The 20,385-nt window shown below is 67.6% G+C and carries 21 protein-coding genes; 11 read left to right on the forward strand and 10 right to left on the reverse strand.

The window, feature by feature from the left end; all coding sequences use genetic code 11:
* Positions 1–94 precede the first annotated feature (94 nt).
* The gene (trhA, locus tag OH799_RS19370; protein ID WP_406282286.1) at positions 95–718 is read left to right on the forward strand and encodes a PAQR family membrane homeostasis protein TrhA; all 624 of its coding nucleotides are present in this window, start codon (positions 95–97) and stop codon (positions 716–718) included.
* A gap of 27 nt (positions 719–745) precedes the next feature.
* On the opposite strand, the gene OH799_RS19375 is transcribed toward trhA, so the two are convergent.
* Positions 746–2,800 (reverse strand): thioredoxin domain-containing protein, encoded by a 2,055-nt coding sequence (locus OH799_RS19375; RefSeq protein ID WP_406265919.1) that lies wholly within the window; start codon positions 2,798–2,800, stop codon positions 746–748.
* A 303-nt stretch (positions 2,801–3,103) separates the two neighbouring features.
* On the opposite strand from OH799_RS19375, the gene OH799_RS19380 reads away from it, so the two are divergent.
* Positions 3,104–3,667, forward strand: a complete 564-nt coding sequence (locus OH799_RS19380; protein ID WP_406265921.1) for a GyrI-like domain-containing protein — start codon at positions 3,104–3,106, stop codon at positions 3,665–3,667.
* A 150-nt stretch (positions 3,668–3,817) separates the two neighbouring features.
* Here OH799_RS19380 and OH799_RS19385 read toward each other — a convergent pair whose 3' ends face one another.
* The 3 genes from OH799_RS19385 to mca all read right to left on the reverse strand — a co-directional run bounded on the left by OH799_RS19385 (position 3,818) and on the right by mca (position 5,727).
* Positions 3,818–4,396, reverse strand: a complete 579-nt coding sequence (locus tag OH799_RS19385) for a TIGR03086 family metal-binding protein (RefSeq protein WP_406265925.1) — start codon at positions 4,394–4,396, stop codon at positions 3,818–3,820.
* Between the two features lie 204 nt (positions 4,397–4,600).
* Positions 4,601–4,864 (reverse strand): hypothetical protein, encoded by a 264-nt coding sequence (locus OH799_RS19390; RefSeq protein ID WP_406265928.1) that lies wholly within the window; start codon positions 4,862–4,864, stop codon positions 4,601–4,603.
* Entirely contained in the window at positions 4,861–5,727 is an 867-nt protein-coding gene (gene mca / locus OH799_RS19395; RefSeq protein ID WP_406282289.1) for a mycothiol conjugate amidase Mca, read from the reverse strand. Before mca ends, OH799_RS19390 begins: the two co-directional genes overlap by 4 nt.
* Before the next feature lie 124 nt (positions 5,728–5,851).
* Between mca and OH799_RS19400 the strand changes: the two genes are divergently transcribed.
* Positions 5,852–6,322, forward strand: a complete 471-nt coding sequence (locus OH799_RS19400; RefSeq protein ID WP_406265930.1) for a DUF4307 domain-containing protein — start codon at positions 5,852–5,854, stop codon at positions 6,320–6,322.
* A gap of 296 nt (positions 6,323–6,618) precedes the next feature.
* On the forward strand, positions 6,619–7,113 hold the full coding sequence (greA, locus tag OH799_RS19405) for a transcription elongation factor GreA (protein WP_327110071.1): 495 nt from the start codon (positions 6,619–6,621) through the stop codon (positions 7,111–7,113).
* A 99-nt stretch (positions 7,114–7,212) separates the two neighbouring features.
* On the opposite strand, the gene OH799_RS19410 is transcribed toward greA, so the two are convergent.
* Positions 7,213–8,355 (reverse strand): cystathionine gamma-synthase, encoded by a 1,143-nt coding sequence (locus OH799_RS19410; protein ID WP_406265933.1) that lies wholly within the window; start codon positions 8,353–8,355, stop codon positions 7,213–7,215.
* Between the two features lie 214 nt (positions 8,356–8,569).
* Between OH799_RS19410 and OH799_RS19415 the strand changes: the two genes are divergently transcribed.
* Together OH799_RS19415 and OH799_RS19420 are read left to right on the forward strand one after the other, a co-directional pair.
* Positions 8,570–9,745 carry an acyl-CoA dehydrogenase family protein gene (locus tag OH799_RS19415; RefSeq protein ID WP_406265936.1) on the forward strand — a complete coding sequence of 392 codons (1,176 nt, stop codon included), beginning with the start codon at positions 8,570–8,572 and terminating at the stop codon, positions 9,743–9,745.
* A 106-nt stretch (positions 9,746–9,851) separates the two neighbouring features.
* A complete protein-coding gene (locus tag OH799_RS19420) occupies positions 9,852–10,250 on the forward strand; it encodes a DUF6401 family natural product biosynthesis protein (RefSeq protein ID WP_406265940.1) in 399 nt (132 codons plus the stop codon).
* Positions 10,251–10,349: 99 nt separating this feature from the next.
* On the opposite strand, the gene OH799_RS19425 is transcribed toward OH799_RS19420, so the two are convergent.
* The gene (locus tag OH799_RS19425) at positions 10,350–11,213 is read right to left on the reverse strand and encodes a mechanosensitive ion channel family protein (protein ID WP_406265943.1); all 864 of its coding nucleotides are present in this window, start codon (positions 11,211–11,213) and stop codon (positions 10,350–10,352) included.
* Between the two features lie 351 nt (positions 11,214–11,564).
* A complete protein-coding gene (locus OH799_RS19430; protein ID WP_406265946.1) occupies positions 11,565–12,953 on the reverse strand; it encodes a cystathionine beta-synthase in 1,389 nt (462 codons plus the stop codon).
* A 102-nt stretch (positions 12,954–13,055) separates the two neighbouring features.
* On the opposite strand from OH799_RS19430, the gene OH799_RS19435 reads away from it, so the two are divergent.
* Positions 13,056–13,517, forward strand: a complete 462-nt coding sequence (locus tag OH799_RS19435; protein ID WP_357265403.1) for a hypothetical protein — start codon at positions 13,056–13,058, stop codon at positions 13,515–13,517.
* Between the two features lie 148 nt (positions 13,518–13,665).
* A complete protein-coding gene (locus OH799_RS19440) occupies positions 13,666–14,886 on the forward strand; it encodes an acetyl-CoA C-acetyltransferase (protein WP_406265949.1) in 1,221 nt (406 codons plus the stop codon).
* A gap of 53 nt (positions 14,887–14,939) precedes the next feature.
* Here OH799_RS19440 and OH799_RS19445 read toward each other — a convergent pair whose 3' ends face one another.
* The 3 genes from OH799_RS19445 to OH799_RS19455 all read right to left on the reverse strand — a co-directional run bounded on the left by OH799_RS19445 (position 14,940) and on the right by OH799_RS19455 (position 17,658).
* Positions 14,940–15,809 carry a Bax inhibitor-1/YccA family protein gene (locus tag OH799_RS19445; protein WP_406265952.1) on the reverse strand — a complete coding sequence of 290 codons (870 nt, stop codon included), beginning with the start codon at positions 15,807–15,809 and terminating at the stop codon, positions 14,940–14,942.
* 127 nt (positions 15,810–15,936) lie between these two features.
* The gene (locus OH799_RS19450) at positions 15,937–17,088 is read right to left on the reverse strand and encodes a class I SAM-dependent methyltransferase (protein ID WP_406265954.1); all 1,152 of its coding nucleotides are present in this window, start codon (positions 17,086–17,088) and stop codon (positions 15,937–15,939) included.
* Between the two features lie 303 nt (positions 17,089–17,391).
* Positions 17,392–17,658 carry a hypothetical protein gene (locus OH799_RS19455; protein WP_406265957.1) on the reverse strand — a complete coding sequence of 89 codons (267 nt, stop codon included), beginning with the start codon at positions 17,656–17,658 and terminating at the stop codon, positions 17,392–17,394.
* A gap of 172 nt (positions 17,659–17,830) precedes the next feature.
* Between OH799_RS19455 and OH799_RS19460 the strand changes: the two genes are divergently transcribed.
* The 3 genes from OH799_RS19460 (at position 17,831) to OH799_RS19470 (ending at position 19,975) form a co-directional block, all read left to right on the forward strand.
* Positions 17,831–18,403: a hypothetical protein gene (locus OH799_RS19460; protein ID WP_406265960.1), complete on the forward strand. Its 573-nt coding sequence runs from the start codon at positions 17,831–17,833 to the stop codon at positions 18,401–18,403.
* 65 nt (positions 18,404–18,468) lie between these two features.
* Positions 18,469–19,275: a hypothetical protein gene (locus OH799_RS19465; protein WP_406265962.1), complete on the forward strand. Its 807-nt coding sequence runs from the start codon at positions 18,469–18,471 to the stop codon at positions 19,273–19,275.
* 85 nt (positions 19,276–19,360) lie between these two features.
* Positions 19,361–19,975: a DUF305 domain-containing protein gene (locus OH799_RS19470; RefSeq protein WP_406265965.1), complete on the forward strand. Its 615-nt coding sequence runs from the start codon at positions 19,361–19,363 to the stop codon at positions 19,973–19,975.
* The last annotated feature ends 410 nt before the right edge of the window (positions 19,976–20,385 follow it).

Genomic DNA, 20,385 nt, shown 5'->3' on the forward strand with positions numbered 1-20,385 from the left:
CGTGTCCGAACCGGTCGGCGCCCCCGACGCGGCACTTGTCGCAGCACCTGCCTCGGCGGGCGAAACACTCGCTGCGGTACTCGGCAAACCACGCATGCGTGGCTGGATCCACACCTGGGCGGTCGGCATCGCCGCCGTCGCGGCCGTCGTTCTGGTCACCGAGGCGGCCACGGTCTCGGCGACCGCAGGATGGTCGACTCTGGTCTACGGCGTTACCGTATGCGCGCTGTTCGGCATCAGCGCGGTCTACCACCGGGTGACCTGGCCGAGCACGCGCGCCCGCATCCGGATGAAGCGGGCGGACCATTCGATGATCTTCCTGTTCATCGCGGGCAGCTACACACCGTTCGCCCTGCTCGGCCTCCCTGGCGGCACCGGGCAGACGCTGCTGACCGTGGTCTGGGCCGGTGCGCTGGCCGGAGTGGCGCTGAAACTGCTGTGGCCGACCGCGCCCCGCTGGGTCGGCGTTCCGCTGTACCTGCTGCTCGGCTGGGCCATCGTCCCGGTCGCCGGCCAACTCAACAACGAGATCGGCATCGCGCCGCTGATCCTGCTGCTGATCGGAGGGTTGATCTACAGCGGAGGCGCGATCCTCTACGCCACCAAGTGGCCGAACCCCTGGCCGACCGTGTTCGGACACCACGAGTTCTTCCACGCGGCCACGGTGCTCGCCGCGCTCACCCATTACGCGGCGGTCTGGCTCGTGGTCCTGCGCTGACCTGTGCGCATGCGCACCGATAGGTCCTCAGATCCGCTGCAGCGCCGAGCGAAGTTCCTCCGGGGTGGAGACCGGCTGATCGCAGACCGAGCCGCGGCATATGTAGGCGGCGTCGGTATCGCGGATCAATGGACGGTGGGCCAGGAGTGGTACCGCGTTCGGGGCGGCGGCGAGGACCACGGAGCCGCCGGGCGCCGCGACTCGGGCTGCTGTGAGCAGTTCGGTGGGGCGACCGAGGGATTCGGCTGTGGCGATGGCGACCTGCAAGGGCCCGCGCAGGGCCGCCTCAGCGACGGCAAGCCACTGACCCGCCGACCGTGGCGCCCGCGCAAGGACGATAGCCCCGCGGTCGAGTGCGCGGTCGGCGAGGTCGCGGTAGCGGGCGGCGCGCTCCGGGTCGCTCGCGGCCGCGGCGGTCAACAGGGCTTCAGCGAGCGAGGAGACGCCGGCGGGGGTGGCGCCGTCGATCGGATCGCGTGGCCGGGCGACGAGTGTCTCGGCGTCGTCAGCGGTGTCGAACCAGCTGCCCGGCGCGTCCGGGTCGGCGAAATGCTCGATCGCCTTGTCCAGCAATCGTTGTGCGTCCTCGAGCCAGCCGAGCTCGCCGGTGGCTTGGTGCAGAGCGAGCAAACCGGTGACCAACCACGCGTAATCCTCCAGGATGCCGGGCGCGGAGCCGACCACACCGCCGAGCGAGGCGCGGCGCAGGCGTCCGTCCACAACATGCTCGGCCAGCAGGAAGCGCGCGCAACGTACGGCGGCGGCGATCCAGTCCGGCTCGCCCAGCGCCGACCCGCCCTCGGCGAGCGCGGTGACGGCCATCCCGTTCCACGCGGTCACCACCTTGTCGTCGCGCTCCGGTTGGGGACGGCGGGCACGGGCCGCGTACAGCGCTGCCTTGATGCGCTCCAGGCGAGCGTCGTCCTTCTCGGTGACCGGCTCGGAATGCCTGGTGAGCACCGACGTGCCCTGTTCGAAGTTCCCCGCGGTGGTGACGCCGAAGAATTCGGCGGCCCACGCCCCCTCGATCGGACCGAGCGCGCCGGTCAGCTCGGCGGGCGTCCAGACGTAGGTAGCGCCTTCGACGCCTGGGCCGCCCGGCTCCAAACGGGTATCGGCATCCAAGGCCGAGGCGAAGCCACCCTGTTCGGTACCCAGGTCTTCGATGATGAACTGCACAGTCTCCCTGGCCACCCGGTGCGACAACGATTCCGGCAGCACCGACATACTGCGCCGCGCCAGATGGGCGTAAGCACGCAGCAACTGGGCGTTGTCGTAGAGCATCTTCTCGAAATGCGGCACCACCCACGCGGCGTCGACCGAGTACCGGGCGAAACCACCGCGCAACTGGTCGTAGATCCCGCCGCGCGCCATTGCCTCCGCCGTGCGGGAGACCATGTCGAACACCGCGGTGCTACCGGTCCGCTCCCAGTGCCGAAGGAGCCCCTCCAGCAGCGCCGACGGCGGGAACTTCGGCGCACCGCCCAACCCGCCGTGCTTGTCGTCCTCGTCGCGCAGCACGGCGGCGACGGCGTGGTCGAGCAGCTCGGCCGTAATCGTCAGGTCCGCGTCGGGCAGCCTTGCCGTCTGCGCGCGCAGAGCCTCGGCCGCCTGCGTGGACGCTTGGTGCACCTCGTCGCGGCGGGTGTGCCAAGTGTCGGCGATCGCGGTGAGCAGCTGGGTGAACGACGGCATCCCGCCGCGCGGGAACTTCGGGTAGTAGGTGCCGCAGTAGAACGGTTCGCCGTCGGGTGTGAGGAAGCAGGTCATGGGCCAGCCACCCTGGCCGGTCATCGCGACGGTGGCGTTCATGTAGACCGCGTCGAGATCGGGCCGCTCCTCCCGGTCGACCTTCACACAGACGAAGTTCTCGTTCATCTGCTCGGCGGTCGCCGCGTCCTCGAACGACTCGTGCGCCATCACATGGCACCAGTGGCAGGACGCGTACCCGACCGAAAGCAGGATCGGCACATCCCGTTCCCGCGCCTCGTCCAGCGCGGCGGCATCCCATTCCCGCCAGTGCACCGGATTGTCCGCATGTTGGCGCAGATACGGAGACGTCGCGTTCCCGAGCCGGTTCATAGCTCCACCGTACGGCCTCTCGGCCGGGCAGATCGGAGGTGCCGGACCGGACGCGCTCGGACTTCCCCGGCATCGGACCCGGGTGAATCGGATCATCTATTGCGGCAGTCGACTTTTCCAGCGATCTGGGCGACCAGCTAGGTACTCGCGCGGACTCGTAGGCGTCCACCAGCAACGCGCCGAACGGCGACGAGTCCGGTTCGCCGCGGGCCGGTGCGCGCACGGCCAAGCCGAGCGGGACACGACGGGCGCAGCGCATGTCTCATTTGACTCTCCTGTGGCGGGAGGGAAGACGGTCGGGTAATGAAAATTGATCTGGTACGAGAGGACCACCACTACTACGGCGCGGGCACGGAGCCGGTGCTGCGGACGTTCGCGGCGTACGACTACGTGACGGTCGACGGGTCGGGATCGCCCGGCGGACCGGTGTACACCGCCGCACTGGAAACGCTCTACCGTGCTGTGTACGGGGCCAAGAAGGCCGCGAAGGCCGCGGGACGCGACTTCGTCGTGCCGAAACTCGAGGGCCTGTGGTGGGTCGAATCCGATGCGCCGCCGCTGTCGGTGCCGCGCGAGCAGTGGCAGTGGAAGCTGATGATCCGCGTGCCGGAGGTGGTCACCGCTGAGATGGTGACCGGGGCGTCCTTCGAGCGGATCACCGAGGGCGAGGCGATCCAGGCACTGCATGTCGGCCCGTATGCGACCGAACCGCAGACGCTGGCGCGGATGGATGCGCTCATGGCGGCCGAGGGATGGGCGATGAACGGGCGTCACCACGAGATCTACCTGTCCGACCCACGGAGATCCCCTGGCACGACGACGAAGACGATCCTGCGCCACCCGGTGCACCGCCCAGATCGAAAATAAAGCTGCGAAACGCGAATTCGACCAGCAACAGTGCCAACGGCGCCCGGTGCGCGAGAAACGGCGACTTCCTTGTCCGAAGCTGTAGGCGGCGTCCGGGATGCCGCGGGCCCGCCCAGCAGTTCGTATTCTTTGTGAATTCGTCGGTGCCGACTACGGAGTCCGGGACAACACCTCTCGCCCGACATAGGCCAAGAGTCGACGGTGCGCCGGTTCATCCCCGGCGACAACGACTTCCGGACCGAAAATGCCAGGGGCGCGGAAGGAATCGATGCCGCCCATCGCCTGCATGGTGGCGAGCAATTCGCCACACAACCCGTCGTCGGCCAGATCCAGCCGGTCGATGGCCACCGCGATATCGACGCCGTGGACGAGAACCTCGGTGAGATGCGCCAGCGCCGCCGCGGGCCCTGGCAGTTCGCCCAGCGAAATGCCCACCGTGGCGTCCAGCGCGTCCGGCCGATGCCACGCGGCGCGATCTACCTCCGCCGCTGCGGCGAACGCGCCCTGCGGATCGCCGCCCAGCCAGTCGGATTCGTGGTCGGCGCCCGCATCCGTGCCGCTCAGCGCGGCAGCGAACAGATGCATGCCACCCACGGTGTGGTTGAGGACGGTCCGCACATCCCAATCCGGGCACGGCGTCGGCGCGGCCAAGCCCGCGTCTCCCACGGCGGCGACGATCGCTCCGGTCGCGTCCAGTGCGCGGTCGATCTGTCCGATCACGTTGTCCATGAGCTTCCTTCGGTCGAGCGGTATCGCTGAATTGGTAACACAGGACACCGACCGGCGCGCGATATTGCGAACACCACTTTGCGCCGAAATGGTTGCCAACGGTGTGCTTCAGGGCGACCGCGGAAATAGTGGGCTGCGCAGTGCGACACCGGGCCCGCTAGAGCAGCTCAGCAGCGGTTGCGCAGGTCAGCTCGACTCGGTGCGTCACTCGGAGTCTGCGTCGTCCGATTCGTCGCCCGGCCGGCGCGTGATGCCGTGCTCGGTCCCCTCGTCGGCCTCTTGGTCCGGTTCGGGGTGCTCGGGCTCGAAGGTCGCGGGCAGCCCCTTGATGTGCCGGTTCATCGATCGGACCAGCAAGAACGTGCCCGCGAGCAAAACAAGGATGATGACCAGGCCGAGCGGCGATGCCTTGCCGAATTCGGGCCCGGTCGGGGTACCGGGCGTCTGGGCGAGCAGAACCAGCGTCACAGCCGCTCGTCCTCGATGCCCGCGAACAGGTCGGTCTCTGGCAATGCGGTGCGCACCCGGGTTTGGGCCAGCTCGAATTCCTCGGTCGGCCACAGTCGCTGCTGCATCTCGATCGGAATGGCGAAGAATGCGCCGTTCGGGTCGATCTGCGTCGCGTGCGCGCGCAAGGCGTCGTCGCGCTGTGGGAAGTACTTGGCGCACTCGATCTGCGTGGTGACCCGAGAAAGCACGTCACCGCGCTCCGCGGCGAACTTGCGCATCCGATCCAGCCACTCCTGCAGCGGGAACGGCTCGCCGGCGCGGTCGAACTCATCGGCGAACACCTCCATTCGCCGCATGCTGAACCCGTGGTCGTAGTACAGCTTCAGCGGCGTCCACGGCTCGCCCGCGTCGGGGAAGCGCTCCGGATCGCCTGCGGCCTCGAACGCGGCGACCGACACCTCATGGCAGCGGATGTGGTCCGGATGCGGGTAGCCCCCGGTCTCGTCGTAGGTCGTCATCACATGCGGCTTGAACTCACGCACCACCCGCACCAACGCCTCGGTGGCCTCCTCCAGTGGAACCAGCGCGAAGCTGCCGTCGGGCACCGGCGGCAGCGGGTCGCCCTCCGGCAGGCCCGAGTCGACGAAACCGAGCCAGTGCTGGCGCACACCGAGCGCGTGAGCCGCGGCCGCCATCTCCTCACGGCGGATCTCGTTGATCCGCTCCAGGACGCCCGGCGTGTCCATGGCCGGGTTGAGGATGCTTCCCCGTTCTCCGCCGGTCAGCGTGACGACGAGGACGTCGTGTCCTTCGTCGGCGTAGCGGGCGGTCGTCGCCGCACCCTTGCTGGATTCGTCGTCAGGGTGGGCATGCACCGCCATGAGGCGAAGGCCACTCACGTTTTTGTTCACCTCGTCGCTCTCGGTCGCGGGTGTCGGGTCTTAGTTCCCTATAGTTCCATTCGATCGACATTTGTTCCGACTTACCCCCCGGGAGCGACTACAGATGACCGAGCCCGCGCCGGAAACCGGCGGTGACGCGACGGCCGCGGCTCCGGCGCCGAGCCGACGGCCCGCCGACCGGTACGGCACGAAACCACCGGTGCGCCGCCGGTGGATTCCGCTGGTCCTGGGCGCGCTCGTGGTGCTGGCCGGGCTCGGTGTCGCCTACCTGGGCTACCAGAAGTACGGTCCGAAGGACATCGACGCCGAGCAACTCGGGTATACCGTCGTCGACGACTCGACCATGACCATCCGGCTCAAGGTCACCCGCAAGAACCCCGCGCAGCCGGTGGTGTGTTTCGTTCGCGCGATGGCACGCGACGGCTCCGAGCTCGGCCGCCGGGAGGTGCTGGTCGAACCCTCGACCAGTGGCACGGTCGAGCTGACCACCATCGTGCGCGCGTCCGCTCGGCCCGCGTCGGGCAGCATTTACGCGTGTAGCGGTCAGGTACCCCGCTATCTTCGGGCAGGGTGATCCGCCGATTTTTCGCGTCGGCAGGCCTCGAAATTAACTCCGACCTGCACGTTTATGATTCATGCTAAAATGGTGTGATACACGGTTCCGGGGCTCGGAGCCGTGTTTGCTGCATTGGCGGCCGGCGCTGTCGGTTCGGGCTTGCGAGTTCGCCCGAAACCTGGGCCTGTAGGGGTTCGATGAACTTCCCAGGATTGCTCTTGCCGTCGACTGGTGCGTGCCCGCCTACGGGTGGGCACGCACCAGTGCTCAGGGAATCCCGGCCTGCCGGGAACAACTACTAGGGAGTGATCGAGATGACTGAGACGCAAGTGACCTGGCTGACCCCGGAGTCGCACGACAGGCTCAAGGGCGAACTCGACGCGCTCATCGCCAATCGTCCGGTCATCGCCGCCGAGATCAACGAACGCCGTGAAGAGGGTGACCTGAAGGAGAACGGCGGTTACCACGCCGCGCGCGAAGAGCAGGGCCAGCAGGAGGCGCGGATCCGCCAGCTGCAGGAGCTGCTGAACAACGCCAAGGTCGGCGTCGCGCCCACCAAGTCCGGCGTCGCGCTCCCCGGTTCGGTCGTCAAGGTCTACTACGACGGTGACGAGTCCGACACCGAAACCTTCTTGATCGCCACCCGTGAAGAGGGTCTCAGCGACTCCAAGCTGGAGACCTACTCGCCGAGCTCCCCACTCGGCGGCGCGCTGATCAACGCCAAGGTGGGCGAGACCCGGGAATACACGCTGCCCAATGGCAACATCATGAAAGTCACGTTGCTCAGCGCCGAGCCCTACCACAGCTGACACTCGCGGCCGTGGCGCTCCGCACGGCCGATGCTGCCGCCGCGGACCCGAGCGGCCGCGCCCGATCACCGGGTGCGGCCGCTTCATCATGTCGTGAACCTAGCGCAATGCCTGCTCGACGTCCGAGAGCAGGTCGCTGGCATCCTCGATACCGACCGACAACCGCACCAGATCCGCCGGCACCTCCAGCAGGGACCCTTCGGTGGACGCGTGTGTCATCGCGGCCGGGTGCTCGATCAGCGATTCCACGCCGCCCAACGATTCGGCCAGGGTGAACACCTCGGTCCGTGAGCAGAACTTGCGTGCTGCCTCGACGTCGCCGTGCAGGCGTACCGAGATCATCCCGCCGAACCGCCGCATCTGCTTGTCGGCGATGCCATGGCCCGGGTGCTCCGGTAACCCTGGGTAGATCACCTGGGAGATCGCGGGATGTCCGGACAGAAATTCCGCGAGGGTTTCGGCGTTGTCGCAGTGCCGGTCCATCCGCACCGCGAGCGTCTTGGTGCCGCGCAAGGTGAGGAAGGCGTCGAACGGGCCGGGGACCGCGCCCGCGCCGTTCTGCAGGAACGCGAAAGCCGCGTCGAGTTCAGGATCGTTGGTGATCAGCGCGCCGCCGATGACGTCGGAGTGGCCACCCAGGTATTTGGTGGTGGAGTGCACCACGATGTCCGCGCCGAGCAGTAGCGGCTGTTGCAGATACGGGGTCGCGAAAGTGTTGTCCACCACCAGCTTCGCGCCCGCGGCGTGCGCCACGTCGGCCAGTGCGGGGATGTCGCCGATGCTCAGCAGCGGGTTGGTCGGGGTCTCGATCCACACCAGTTTGGTGTTCGGCCGGATTGCGGCGCGCATCTCGTCCACGTTGAACACGTGCGCGGGCGAGTGCTCGATACCCCACTGGCTGAATACCTTGTCGATCAGCCGGAAGGTGCCGCCGTAGGCGTCGTCGGGGATCACGATGTGGTCGCCCGGACGCAGCGTGGCGCGCAGCGCACAGTCGGTGGCGGCCATGCCCGAGGCGAACGCGCGTCCGTAGCGGCCCGATTCGAGCGCGGCGAGGTTCGCCTCCAGTGCCGTCCGCGTCGGGTTGCCGGTGCGACCGTACTCGAAACCGCCGCGCAGCCCACCCACGCCGTCCTGGGCGAACGTCGAACTCGCGTAGATGGGCACGTTGACCGCGCCGGTCTGGGGGTCGGGATCGTACCCGGCGTGCACGGCTCGTGTGGAGAATCCCAGCTCGCTCATAGCCTCAGCCTAATCGGGGCGATTCCCGGGCAACTTCCCGGGGAAGGCGACCCGCGCGATGGGTTCGGCTGAACCGCAGGATCGGTCGCACAGAGCGAAATCTCGCCGCTCGTCCGATCATGTTGCAAGGCGATGGCGGCCGAACCGGAAATCGTGCGCCGAGAGGGTGACGTGAGCGCGGTCTCACCGGTCCGGCCCCGTTTAGGCTGAGCCAATGGTCACTGTCGAAGAGCTGTTCGCAACCGACGCGCTGTTGTCCGAGGACGAGCGTGAGATCCGCGACACCGTCGCCGCATTCGCGGCCCATCGGCTGCGACCGCACATCGCGGACTGGTTCGAGGCAGGCACATTTCCGGCCAAGGAGATCGCACCGGAGTTCGGCAAGCTCGGGCTGCTCGGCATGCATCTGGAGGGCTACGGCTGCGCCGGGATGTCGGCGACCACCTATGGTCTGGCCTGCCAGGAACTGGAAGCGGTCGACTCGGGCGTGCGCAGCATGGTTTCGGTGCAGGGCTCGCTGGCGATGACCGCGATCCACAAGTACGGCTCCGAGGAGCAGAAACAGCGGTGGCTGCCGGAGCTGGCCTCGGGCCGTGCGCTCGGCTGTTTCGGGCTCACCGAACCGGACTTCGGCTCCAACCCCGGCGGCATGCGGACCAGGGCGAAGCGCGACGGCGCCGACTGGGTGCTGAACGGTTCGAAGATGTGGATCACCAACGGCTCGGTGGCCGATGTCGCGGTGGTCTGGGCACAGACCGAGGACGAGGGCAAACAGGTGATCCGTGGGTTCCTTGTTCCGGCCGGTGCGTCTGGCTTCACCGCGCGGGAGATGCATCGCAAGCTGTCCCTGCGCGCGTCGGTCACCGCGGAGCTGGACTTCGACGATGTCCGCCTGCCCGCGGACGCGGTACTTCCGCGATCGCGCGGCCTCGCCTCGCCGCTCGCCTGCTTGAGCGAAGCGCGTTTCGGCATCGTCTTCGGTGCGCTCGGCGCGGCCCGCGACTGCCTCGCGGCGACCATCGAATACGCCAGGACGCGCGAAGTGTTCGACAAGCCACTGGCCGCCTACCAGCTGACCCAAGCGAAGCTGGCCGACATGGCGCTGGAGTTCGGCAAAGGCCAGCTGCTGGCACTGCATATCGGGCGTCTGAAGGACCGTGGCGAGGTCACCCCGGAGCAGGTGAGCGCGGGGAAACTGAACAGCACGCGTGAGGCCATCGCGATCGCCCGTGAATGCCGCACCATTCTCGGCGCCAACGGCATAACGCTCGACTACCCGGTGCTTCGTCATGCGAACAACCTGGAGTCGGTGCTGACCTATGAGGGCACTGCGGAGGTGCACCAGCTGGTGCTCGGCCGGGCACTGACCGACGCGAATGCTTTTCGCTGACAAGTCTTTCCGCAAGGCGGATTTGCTGAGCGCGATATTTCCGGCGATCACGACTGCGGCAAAAGTCACAGTTCTATAAATATTGAATGATTGCTAGGATACGAAGATGTTTCTGATCGGCCCCGCGCTGCTCGAAGTGTCGGCGCACAGGATTTTGCACCGACTACACGAGACGCACGGAGAGCCCGCGCTCGCCGCGGCAGCGGCGATTCCCGCGCTTTCGGCGGCGTTGGACCAGCACGCAGCGGCGGTCCGCGACATTCTCCGGCACGGTGTGCCGGGAGCGTCGAAAGTTCCCGCGGCGGTACTCCTCGCGGGTTATGCGCGTGGACTGCTCGATCAGGTACGCGAGACGAGTGCCACCGAGCGCGCGATCGACGAGCCGAGCCGGGTCCCGACGATGCGCGGACACGCACCGGGAGATCTCACCGGCTGGGCTGCGGCCGACTGGGCCCAGCTGCGCCTCGCCGGGGTATGCCTGCACGCCATGCGTCAACCGGCCTGAGACGCCGCCTATAGACCTGTATTCCGGGTTGCCGGAGCCCGGTGACAGGAGTGCGGCCGCCGCAGGTATTCCTACGGCGGCCGCACTTGTCTCAATAGTTCAGCGCACGTCGCCGGGGTCGCGATAACCCGGGTACTCGCCGGGCTGCGTGTACCCGCCGGCCGGTGTTGTCGAGCTTTGGCTCCATTGCTGCTCCTGACCGCGAGCGGCCTGCTGGTCGATCAACAACTGCTCACGGGCGGCGTCCTCACGACCGCGCTGGTAGGCCTCGGCTTGGCCCTTCACCGCGGGGATCTCCTGTTCCAGGCCGCTGAGCCAGTTCTCCCAGCGCTGCTGCATCGGGCGGATCATGCCGCCACCGACGCCGACCACCAGGATGCCGCCGAGGGTGGCAAGCACCGTGATCAGGATCGGCATGGTGACCGCCGTGGCCACCCCGATCTGGTTCAGCGCGGCAACGATGCCGACGCCCCAAACGAACACGCCGGCGATCCGGCCGACCATCGGGCCGTAGGACAGGCCGCCGAGCATGGTGCCGACCATCTCGCGAACCGCGTGGGCGATGGCGCCGGCGATCACCACGATGATGATCGCTACCGCCGCTTTCGGCAGCCAGGCGACGATGCCGTTGAGCATGTTGCTCACCGGGTTCGGCCCGAAAACACCGAAACCGAGCTGCAGCGCGATCAGCAGGATCGCGTAATACGCCAGCTTCGCCAGCAGGTCGGAGGCGTCGTAGCGACTGCGCGACAGCATCCGCTGAATCCCGCCGCGTTCGACGAGCCGGTCGAACCCGACGCGCTCGAGCACCTTGTCGACGATAGTCGCCACCACCTTCGCGACGATCCAGCCGATGAGCAGGATGACGAGAAAACCGACCAGCTTGGGGACGAACGTGGCGACGGAACTCCACGCATCGGAGAACCCCTGCTGGAAATCAATAGCCAAACTAGAGGTGTGCATGCCCATCCCTTCGCTCTCCGATGACGCCACGGCAATTTGCCACAGCTACGTCAAGCCCCGCTATACCCCTACGTCTGCACTCGAATCTGACATTTGCGGCTCAATTGCCTACCACCGGATTCGACGTAACCGAGACAAAATTCTTCGCGCCACGGTCGACCGCATGGCCGCGGCACACGTACGCGCCGGCTGCCGCCCAGGGATACGCCGCGCGCGCCCTTTACTGCGGTCCGCCATGCTCTCAGGAGCGGCCCCGATGGGGGCGGATCTTCCCGCCCCGCAACTGGCCGGCCCACTCGGGCCGCGTGGCGAGCGCCCGACGGCTGACGCGATCGGCTGATCGGGCGCCGGCTACTTTCCGATGGTTCCGGTGCTGAGGAATCCGAGCAGATCGTGGCGGGTGATGACGCCGACGGGCTTGCCGTCTTCGACCACCATCAGGGCGTCGGTGTCCGACAGTGCCTTCGTCGCGGCCGAGAGTGGTTCGCCGGAACCGATCAGCGGAAACGACGGGCTCATGTGCTGGGCCACCGAATCCGTGAGATGTGCACGGCCTTCGAATACCGCCGACAGCAGATCGCGCTCGGTCACGCTGCCCGCCACCTCACCCGCCATCACCGGCGGCTCGGCGCCGACGACGGGCATCTGCGACACCCCGTACTCGCGCAGGATCTCGATCGCGTCGCGCAGCGTTTCCGAAGGATGGGTGTGCACCAGGTCGGGCAGCTCGCCCGACTTTCCGCGCAGCACGTCGCCGACCAGCGGCTCGGCGACGCCGTCCATTCGCTCACGGAGGAAGCCGTAGGAACTCATCCACCGGTCGTTGAAGATCTTCGACAGGTAACCGCGTCCGCCGTCGGGCAGCAACACCACGACTACGGCGCCAGGATCGCGCCGCGCCACCTCGATGGCGGCCACCACCGCCATACCGCACGAGCCGCCGACCAGCAGCCCCTCTTCGCGGGCCAGCCGCCGGGTCATGTCGAAGGAGTCGGCGTCGGACACCGCGATGATCTCGTCCGGCACGGCGGGGTCGTAGGCGGACGGCCAGAAGTCCTCGCCGACGCCCTCGACCAGATAGGGCCGTCCCGTGCCGCCGGAGTACACCGATCCCTCCGGATCGGCGCCGATGATCTTCACCTTCCCGCCGGAGACCTCCTTGAGGTAGCGACCGGCGCCGGTGATGGTGCCGCCGGTGCCGACACCCGCGACGAAGTGGGTCACCTGACCGTCGGTGTCCCGCCAGATCTCCGGGCCGGTGGTCTCATAATGGCTGTCCGGGCCGCCCGGGTTGGAGTACTGGTCCGGCTTCCACGCACCGGCAATCTCGCGGACCAAGCGGTCGGAAACGCTGTAGTAGCTGTCCGGATGGTCCGGCGGCACGGCGGTCGGGCACACCACGACCTCGGCGCCGTAAGCGCGCAGCACATTGCGCTTGTCCTCACTGACCTTGTCCGGGCAGACGAATACGCAGTTGTAGCCACGCTGCTGCGCGACGAGCGCCAGGCCGACGCCCGTGTTACCGGAGGTGGGTTCGACGATGGTGCCGCCGGGGCGTAGCTTCCCGGACTTCTCGGCGGCGTCGATCATCTTCACCGCGATCCGGTCCTTGGAACTGCCGCCGGGGTTGAGGTATTCGATCTTGGCCGCTACCAGGCCCGCGTTCGATCCCACCACCGAGTTCAACCGGACCAACGGCGTATTACCGATGAGGTCCACGACATGATCCGCGATGCGCATGCCCCCATAGTTGCAGACGCACCAACTGTGCGTTCGCGCACGCCGCACGCGACTGGTCGCGGCTACCGATAAATCGGCACCCCCACCTTTAAGATCGCAGCCATGAGGCAGCCGAACATCGCCCGTGCCGCCACCATTCTGGCCGGATCGGCGGTGGCCCTGGTGGCCGGGTCCGGCGCGCAGGCGGACGCGACGAGCGTCGAATTCCCGCAGGTGCCCACGCTCGCGCGCGGTGGTCTGTGCTGGACGAGTATCCGCACCTGGGCCGATACCAGCTCCGAATGGCCGGGCCGCGCCATCCTCAACGTGCGCGCGCTACCCGTCTCCGGTCTGGGACCGGGCGTCTACCCGCTCGCCCCGCTGTGCGAGGTTCGCACGACCGTCGCCTGGCGCAACACCACCACCGGCGTGACGGGCAGCTACGACAACATCGTGGTCACCGGCATCTACGGCAGCATCCAGTACGCGCTGTTCCAGGACACCGGCCCCGGCCTCGTCGAAGTCACCGTCTCCACCGACACCGCCAACATCCCGGCACGCGGCCAGTTCGTCGTACCGGGCTGACCCGAGCCGACGGTCGCGCCGAAGTCGCGCACCGGCCACACGCTGAGGGAGGCCGCCCGCTTCCCGCACACCGCGACGAGACGTAGATTCGATATGAACCCGCGAGTAACGACACGGTTCGCACAGACCGTTCGACAAAGGAGTCCTCATGCCTGAGGCCGTCATCGTTTCGACCGCACGCTCCCCGATCGGCCGGGCCCGCAAAGGCTCGCTGGTCGACCTGCGGCCCGATGATCTGACCACGCAGATCGTGCGGGCAGCGCTCGACAAGGTGCCCGCCCTGGACCCCGCCCAGATCGACGACCTGATCCTGGGCTGCGGTTCTCCCGGCGGCGAGCAGGGCTTCAACATCGCCCGCATCGTCGCGGTGCAGCTCGGCTACGACTTCGTGCCCGGCACCACTGTGCACCGCTACTGTGCCTCGTCGCTGCAGTCCACTCGGATGGCGTTCCACGCGATCAAGGCAGGTGAGGGTGATGTATTCGTCTCCGCCGGCGTGGAGACGGTGTCCCGCTACGTGAACGGCTCCGCCGACAGCTGGCCGAACACGCAGAACCCGGTGTTCGAAGCGGCGCAGGCGCGCACGGCGAAGACCGCCGAGGGCGGCGCGGGGATCTGGCATGACCCGCGCGAGGACGGCCTTGTCCCCGACGCCTACATCGCGATGGGCCAGACCGCCGAGAACGTCGCGACCTTCACCGGCATCACCCGCGAGGAGCAGGACCGCTGGGGCGTCCGCTCGCAGAACCGGGCCGAGGAGGCTATCAAGAACGGCTTCTTCGAGCGCGAGATCACCCCCGTGACGCTGCCGGACGGCACCGTGGTCAGCACGGACGACGGTCCGCGTGCCGGTGTCACCTACGAGGCGGTCTCCGGGCTGAAGCCGGTGTTCCGCCCGGACGGCACCATCACCGCCGGCAACTGCTGCCCGCTCAACGATGGCGCTGCCGCGCTGGTCGTCATGAGCGACACCAAAGCCGCGGAGCTGGGCCTGACCCCGCTGGCCCGTATCGTGTCCACTGGTGTGTCCGGCCTGTCGCCGGAGATCATGGGTCTCGGCCCGATCGAGGCGTGCAAGCGCGCGCTGGCGCTGGCGGGCAAAACCATCGACGACATCGACCTGGTCGAGATCAACGAGGCGTTCGCGGTGCAGGTACTCGGCTCGGCCCGCGAGCTGAAGATCGACGAGGACAAGCTGAACGTCTCCGGCGGCGCTATCGCGCTGGGCCACCCGTTCGGCATGACCGGCGCCCGGATCACCACCACGCTGATCAACAACCTGCAGACCTACGACAAGCAGTTCGGCCTGGAGACCATGTGCGTCGGCGGCGGCCAGGGCATGGCGATGGTCATCGAGCGCCTGAGCTGAGACAACGAAAGGGCGGTCGCCGGGATTCCGGCGACCGCCCTTTCGCTCATTCGCTAGTCGTTCTGGAAGTAGCTCAGCAGTCGCAGGATCTCGACGTAGAGCCACACCAGGGTGACGGTCAGGCCGAGGGCGACGCCCCAGGCCGCCCGCTCGGGCGCCTGCGCGCGGATCAGCTGATCGGCGGCGTCGAAGTCGAGCAGGAAGCTGAACGCGGCGATGGCGATGCACACCAAGCTGAAGACGATCGCCAGCGGGCCGCCGTCACGCAAACCCAGACCGCCGGAGATGAAGAAGCCGGCAATCAGATTGCCCAGCACGAGTACCAGGATTCCGATCATGGCGCCGACGATGACCCTGGTGAACCGCGGCGTCACCCGGATGGCACCGGTCTTGTAGACCACCAACATGCCCGCGAACACCCCGAACGTGCCGAGCACCGCCTGACCGATCAGCGCACTGCCGCCGACGCCGCCGAACTCGATATTGGTGAACATGAACGACAGCGCACCGAGGAACAGACCCTCGGCGACCGCGTAGGACAGCACCAGCACCGGGTTGTCCATCTTGTTCGCGAAGGTCGCGATCAGCACAAGCACCAGGCCGACCAGCCCGCCGACGATCACGAACAGCGGCGCGAGCGAAGTGTTCGCATTGGTGAGGCCATAAGAGACGATCGCGGACAGGGCGAGCACACCAAGCGTGACGCCGGTCTTGGTCACCACGTCGTCGATGGTCATCGCCCTGGTGGCGGGGGCCTGCTGATAGGGCTGCGGGGGCTGGCCGTACGGCTGCTGGCCGTACGGCGGCTGGCCGTACTGGTTGCCGAACTGCCCCGCGGTGGTTACGCCGGAACCGAAGCCGGCGTACCCACCACCCTCCTGCCTCGGCAGGTTCCTGAAAACCGGATTGCTCGTGGTACGCACGGCGTCCCTTTCTGGAGTCGTTGCCGCTGTTCATCGAGTAGGTGCACTCGATATCCAACTGCTCTGTCCAACGTTTGTCATCGGTAGCGAGTTCCCCGGAAACTCACTCAGCCAGACAATTCGGACTCTACCGCTGGCGCGGGTCGTGGAGGCCACGCACGGACCGAGTCACTGTGAATTTCCGGTTGCGGCCGACCACTTCGGTCCGGCCCACCATCCGTTCGACCACGTCCCGATAGTTCAGATGTGAGTTGTAGACGGTCCACAGCTCTCCGCCGGGCCGCAGCACCCGGCCGGTCTCGGCGAACATCTTGATCGCCGATCCGGTGTGCACGGCGGCGCCGACGTGGAACGGCGGATTGCACAGCACCAGGTCGGCGCTGTTGTCCGCGGCCGAGGACATCGCGTCGTCGCGCACCACGGTCACCCGGTCGGCGACCTGGTTCGCTTCGGCGGTCTCGCGCGCCGAAGCCACCGCCGCGGCGGACTGATCGGTACCGACCACCTTGATCCCCGGCCGCGCCTTGGCCAGCGCGACGGCCAGGATGCCGGTGCCACAGCCGAGGTCGATGGCGTCGCGGGCATCCGGCTTCATCCACTTCAGGTGCTGGAGCAGGAACCTGGTTCCGATGTCGAGCCGGGCGCCGGAGAAGGCCGCGCCGTGCGCCACCACGTCGATATCCAGCTCGTCGAGGCGAGCGCACACTGGGAACGGCGGGTCGCCGACCGGTTTGGGCCCGCCGACCAGCAGGGTGCGCGACTTCTGCCTGCCGCGGCTGGCGCGCACCTCGGAGAACGACTGGGCGAGAACGTCATTCATCGACTTGGTCAGATGCTTGTCCCGGCCACCCGCGAACAACTCGACTTCGGGGTCGGCGTAGCGGGCGATGGCGTCGGCGACCTCGGCCAGCCCGGCGAGCGCACGCGGCAGGCGAAGCAACACAACCCGGACATCGCCCAGCAAATGGCTGCCGAGCGGGTGGGCGGTGTAGCGATCCGACAGGCCGGCCGTGCGGGCGTTATTGGCGAGGGCGAGCTCGCCGGTCAGCAGATCCTGGTGCACCCGGACGTCACGGAGGTCGTGGCCCGCGATGGCGCCGAGGGTCAGCGCGCCATAGGCGTCGCCAATGACGGCTACCCTTCCGCTATCGACGGTCGCGAGCGCATCGGCGGCGACGTCGAGGATCAACCGATCGGCGGCATCCACGGCGTAGAGATTCAGCGCCTCCACATCCGGATACCGCCGCAGCCGGCTCAGTACATCCTCGACATGTCCCACACCTCAAGTGTGCTAGATCGTTGCCGCATCGTCGCGCCCACCCCGGCGAATCGACGCGTCGCAGCTTCGCGGTTACCAGTTGACGCGGCATAGCTCCACTGGTGCAGGCGAATTCGGGCAAGGCGGGAAGGAACGTGACGTACTCGATGGTCGACGGCCCTGAGACCGGGCAGGTCCCGTAGCCGAGCAGAGCACGCGCCCGCTCGCGGCAGGAGGCACGCGAGGGTCGAACGCGTGCGTCCGGCGACTCCGCACGAGCCTTCGGCACATCGGATCCCACGGGCGCGGCGGCCGTACACGAGATCACCTGCGCCACTCGACCCGAGCAGCGAGCCGGCGCCGGTCACCTTTCGGCACGCATTCGATGTCGCGTGCGACCGCAGTGTCCGCACCGATCGCGCGGACACTTGACCGGTCCCGCGAAAGACGCTGCCCGACACATGGTTTCTCGGAGGCGATGCGCAGCACCGGGTTGACGACGTTGGGCCCGAGCGAGGGCGAACCATTGCCCCTGCCGGTGCCGCGCGGCTCGCCGCGTCGTTGTCCCCAGGGCGACTTTCCTGCCGACATTTCACCAGTTTCAGGAGCTGGCAATTACATAGCAACCGTCGGCGACCTTCATCGTGAGGCGTGGGCCGTCCGCCGCACCTTCGCCCACGACCGATCTGCGGCCGCCCGACGACGAAATCCGATGCGGCGACAGTCGCACCATTCGACACCCGTCTTGCGTAACATCAGCCCCATGCGCAACAGGATGGTGCTCACTCTCGCGACCGCCGCAGTAGTACTGGCGGGCTGCGGCAACGGCGGGACCACCCCGGGCGCCCCGCTCGCCTCGATCCCCGCTCCGTCGGCCGAAGCGACGTCGGCCACGCCGGAGAATGCCCAACCCAAGCGGGGCACGGCCTCCGCCGACGCCGGGCTCACGGTCACGAATATCCGACTCGGCCACCAACCCGGCTTCGATCGCGTGGTCTACGAGCTCGGCGGCACAGGCTTGCCCGGCTGGCTCGTCCAGTACGCCGACCACGCGGTGCAGGATGGCAGCGGCAACCCGGTCGAGGTGGCGGGCCGGTCGATCCTCGAGGTGCGAATCCTCGGCTCGGCCTACCCCTTCGACAGCGGGGTGACGCCGTACTCCGGCCCCGACCCCGCAATGGACCCGTCTGTGCCAGGAGTCGCGGGTGTCTACCGGACAATGGTGTTCGAGGGCACCACACAGTCTTTCATCGGCGTACAGGCCGACCGGCCCGCCTTCGCCGTGAGCACCCTGTCCAACCCGACCCGGTTGGTCGTCGACATCGCCACACCGTAGGCCGATACCATACGGTCTAGGGGTATGTGGCGGCGGCGCATCGACGGTCGATAGACTCGCTCCTTGTGGTCCACCACACGCTCCGGCTGCCGCGGATAACCGTGCCGCACTCCACCGACCTGGCGGTGTTCACGGTGAACGCGGTCGCGGCCGGCGGCTCCTGGATCCTCCGTGCGACCAGGCGCGCCCGGCTGCTCGGTGTGCTGGCGTTGCTCATTGGGATCGTCGCCATGCACTCGGCCGTCTTCGGGATCTCCGGCCACGCCCATGCGACCGCCGACCGCGCCGCCATGGCCGTGCCGAACGACAACACGAGCCCGATGCCGCCGTTCGCCGTCGTCTCCTCGGATGCGCCGGGGCGCGCCACTGCCGCGATATTCGGTGCCGCCTCCTCGGCCGAACCCGACCAGCGCGAACCCGAGCCGAGCCGCGACCGAACCCAACGAGGCCGCGACACGGCTCAGCCAGGCGGAAACAGCGAATTCTCGGGCTCGGTGGTCAGGAAAGACCACATACACAAAGCGCAGGGTGATCGCGAAATCAATCAGGCGACCAGGCCGAGTGGTACCCCCGGACGCCCGCCCGCTCCGACCACACTGCCTGTCGACGCGGCGGCGCTCGACACCGTCAGTGTGGCAGCGGACCTGGGCTGCGCGGGCGACCAGTGCGGCGGCGCCCACGGCGGTATGCATGGCTGCGTGTTCATCCTTGCCACCGTCACCGTGCTGTTCGCGCTAGTTCTGCTCTATCGGATGGCGGTCGACCGGCCCGGCAGCGGTGTCGCGCTGCCGCGGCACTGGCGCCCGCGGCGGAGCCGACCGCCGCCATGGACCGTGCCCACCCTGGCCGAATTGGCGATTCTGCGGATCTGACAGCTCCGCCGCGTCCATGTGTCCGAACCACGGTCGCGGCGTGGTCCCCTCTGTCAGACTTCCCAGTTCGCAAGGAGCAACCCCCATGTTCATCACCCGAACCCGCGTAACCCTCGCTGTCACCGTGATAGTCACGTTGACCCTCGCCGGATGTGGCGGCGACGATGCCGACACCATGCCCGGCATGGAGCATGGCGCGTCGAGCGTGGCGCCGACCCCGAGCACGCAGGCCCGCAGTGATTTCAACAGCGCCGACGTAATGTTTCTCCAGATGATGTACCCGCATCACGCGCAGGCCGTCGACATGGCGAAGCTGGTACCGAGCCGCAGCCGCAATCCACAGCTGCTCGCACTCGCCGCTGCCGTCGAGCAGGCACAGGAGCCGGAGATGCGGCAGATCACCACACTGCTGCAGAGCTTCGGCAAGCCCGTACCCACGCCTGGTGACGGGCATACGAGCCATGGCATGCCAGGCATGATGTCCGCCGAGCGCATGTCGGCTTTGCAGGCAGCGTCCGGTCCGGACTTCGACCGCCAATGGCTGACCATGATGATCGAACACCATGCCGGTGCCGTCACAATGGCCGAAACCGAGCTGACCACCGGCGCGAACGCCGACGCGCAGACGCTCGCCCGCGCGATCGTCGCGAATCAACAGGCTGAGATCGACCAGATGCGCACCATGCTCGGTCAGAGCTGAGCGCGCGACCGCGCCGATATCGGTTGACTATCGATATCGGCGCGGACCGGGCGGACACAGATCCCACCGTGACCGACAAGGTCGTTGCCACCGAGACCAACGCGCTGGTGGCGTGCCGGGCTCACCAAGGCCTCTGGCCACATCGCGGCCGACCTCCGATCCGTCGACCTGCTCGCCCCCGCGACTCACCCGAAACCGCCCGGACCAGCCGGCACGCAGAACCGGGATCGGATCAGATCGAGCGTGGACTCGCGTTGATCGCCGACCCACAGGGTAGCCGCGAACCCGGGGAGCCATCGAGAACCAGTTCGACGTCCTCGGTGTCGGGCGACTCCGGCCCGGCCGAACCCCTGCGTCCCACCGGCTCCCGAGCGTCCATGTCGCCCTTCTCATCCATGGCGAGCGATACC

This window comes from Nocardia sp. NBC_00881, from assembly GCF_045207455.1.
In the GTDB taxonomy this organism is placed as follows: domain Bacteria; phylum Actinomycetota; class Actinomycetes; order Mycobacteriales; family Mycobacteriaceae; genus Nocardia.

What these genes read in the sequence shown, in the direction of transcription:
- OH799_RS19430 (WP_406265946.1), bottom strand. Translation starts at nt 12,953, where the DNA reads ATGCGCATCGCGGATCATGTCGTGGACCTCATCGGTAATACGCCGTTG.
- OH799_RS19470 (WP_406265965.1), top strand. Translation starts at nt 19,361, where the DNA reads ATGTTCATCACCCGAACCCGCGTAACCCTCGCTGTCACCGTGATAGTC.
- OH799_RS19385 (WP_406265925.1), bottom strand. Translation starts at nt 4,396, where the DNA reads ATGGACAACGTGATCGGACAGATCGACCGCGCACTGGACGCGACCGGA.
- OH799_RS19425 (WP_406265943.1), bottom strand. Translation starts at nt 11,213, where the DNA reads ATGCACACCTCTAGTTTGGCTATTGATTTCCAGCAGGGGTTCTCCGAT.
- OH799_RS19460 (WP_406265960.1), top strand. Translation starts at nt 17,831, where the DNA reads ATGCGCAACAGGATGGTGCTCACTCTCGCGACCGCCGCAGTAGTACTG.
- OH799_RS19440 (WP_406265949.1), top strand. Translation starts at nt 13,666, where the DNA reads ATGCCTGAGGCCGTCATCGTTTCGACCGCACGCTCCCCGATCGGCCGG.
- OH799_RS19420 (WP_406265940.1), top strand. Translation starts at nt 9,852, where the DNA reads ATGTTTCTGATCGGCCCCGCGCTGCTCGAAGTGTCGGCGCACAGGATT.
- trhA (WP_406282286.1), top strand. Translation starts at nt 95, where the DNA reads ATGCGTGGCTGGATCCACACCTGGGCGGTCGGCATCGCCGCCGTCGCG.
- OH799_RS19415 (WP_406265936.1), top strand. Translation starts at nt 8,570, where the DNA reads ATGGTCACTGTCGAAGAGCTGTTCGCAACCGACGCGCTGTTGTCCGAG.
- greA (WP_327110071.1), top strand. Translation starts at nt 6,619, where the DNA reads ATGACTGAGACGCAAGTGACCTGGCTGACCCCGGAGTCGCACGACAGG.
- OH799_RS19375 (WP_406265919.1), bottom strand. Translation starts at nt 2,800, where the DNA reads ATGAACCGGCTCGGGAACGCGACGTCTCCGTATCTGCGCCAACATGCG.
- OH799_RS19400 (WP_406265930.1), top strand. Translation starts at nt 5,852, where the DNA reads ATGACCGAGCCCGCGCCGGAAACCGGCGGTGACGCGACGGCCGCGGCT.
- OH799_RS19435 (WP_357265403.1), top strand. Translation starts at nt 13,056, where the DNA reads ATGAGGCAGCCGAACATCGCCCGTGCCGCCACCATTCTGGCCGGATCG.
- OH799_RS19410 (WP_406265933.1), bottom strand. Translation starts at nt 8,355, where the DNA reads ATGAGCGAGCTGGGATTCTCCACACGAGCCGTGCACGCCGGGTACGAT.
- mca (WP_406282289.1), bottom strand. Translation starts at nt 5,727, where the DNA reads ATGGCGGTGCATGCCCACCCTGACGACGAATCCAGCAAGGGTGCGGCG.
- OH799_RS19380 (WP_406265921.1), top strand. Translation starts at nt 3,104, where the DNA reads ATGAAAATTGATCTGGTACGAGAGGACCACCACTACTACGGCGCGGGC.
- OH799_RS19455 (WP_406265957.1), bottom strand. Translation starts at nt 17,658, where the DNA reads ATGTCGGCAGGAAAGTCGCCCTGGGGACAACGACGCGGCGAGCCGCGC.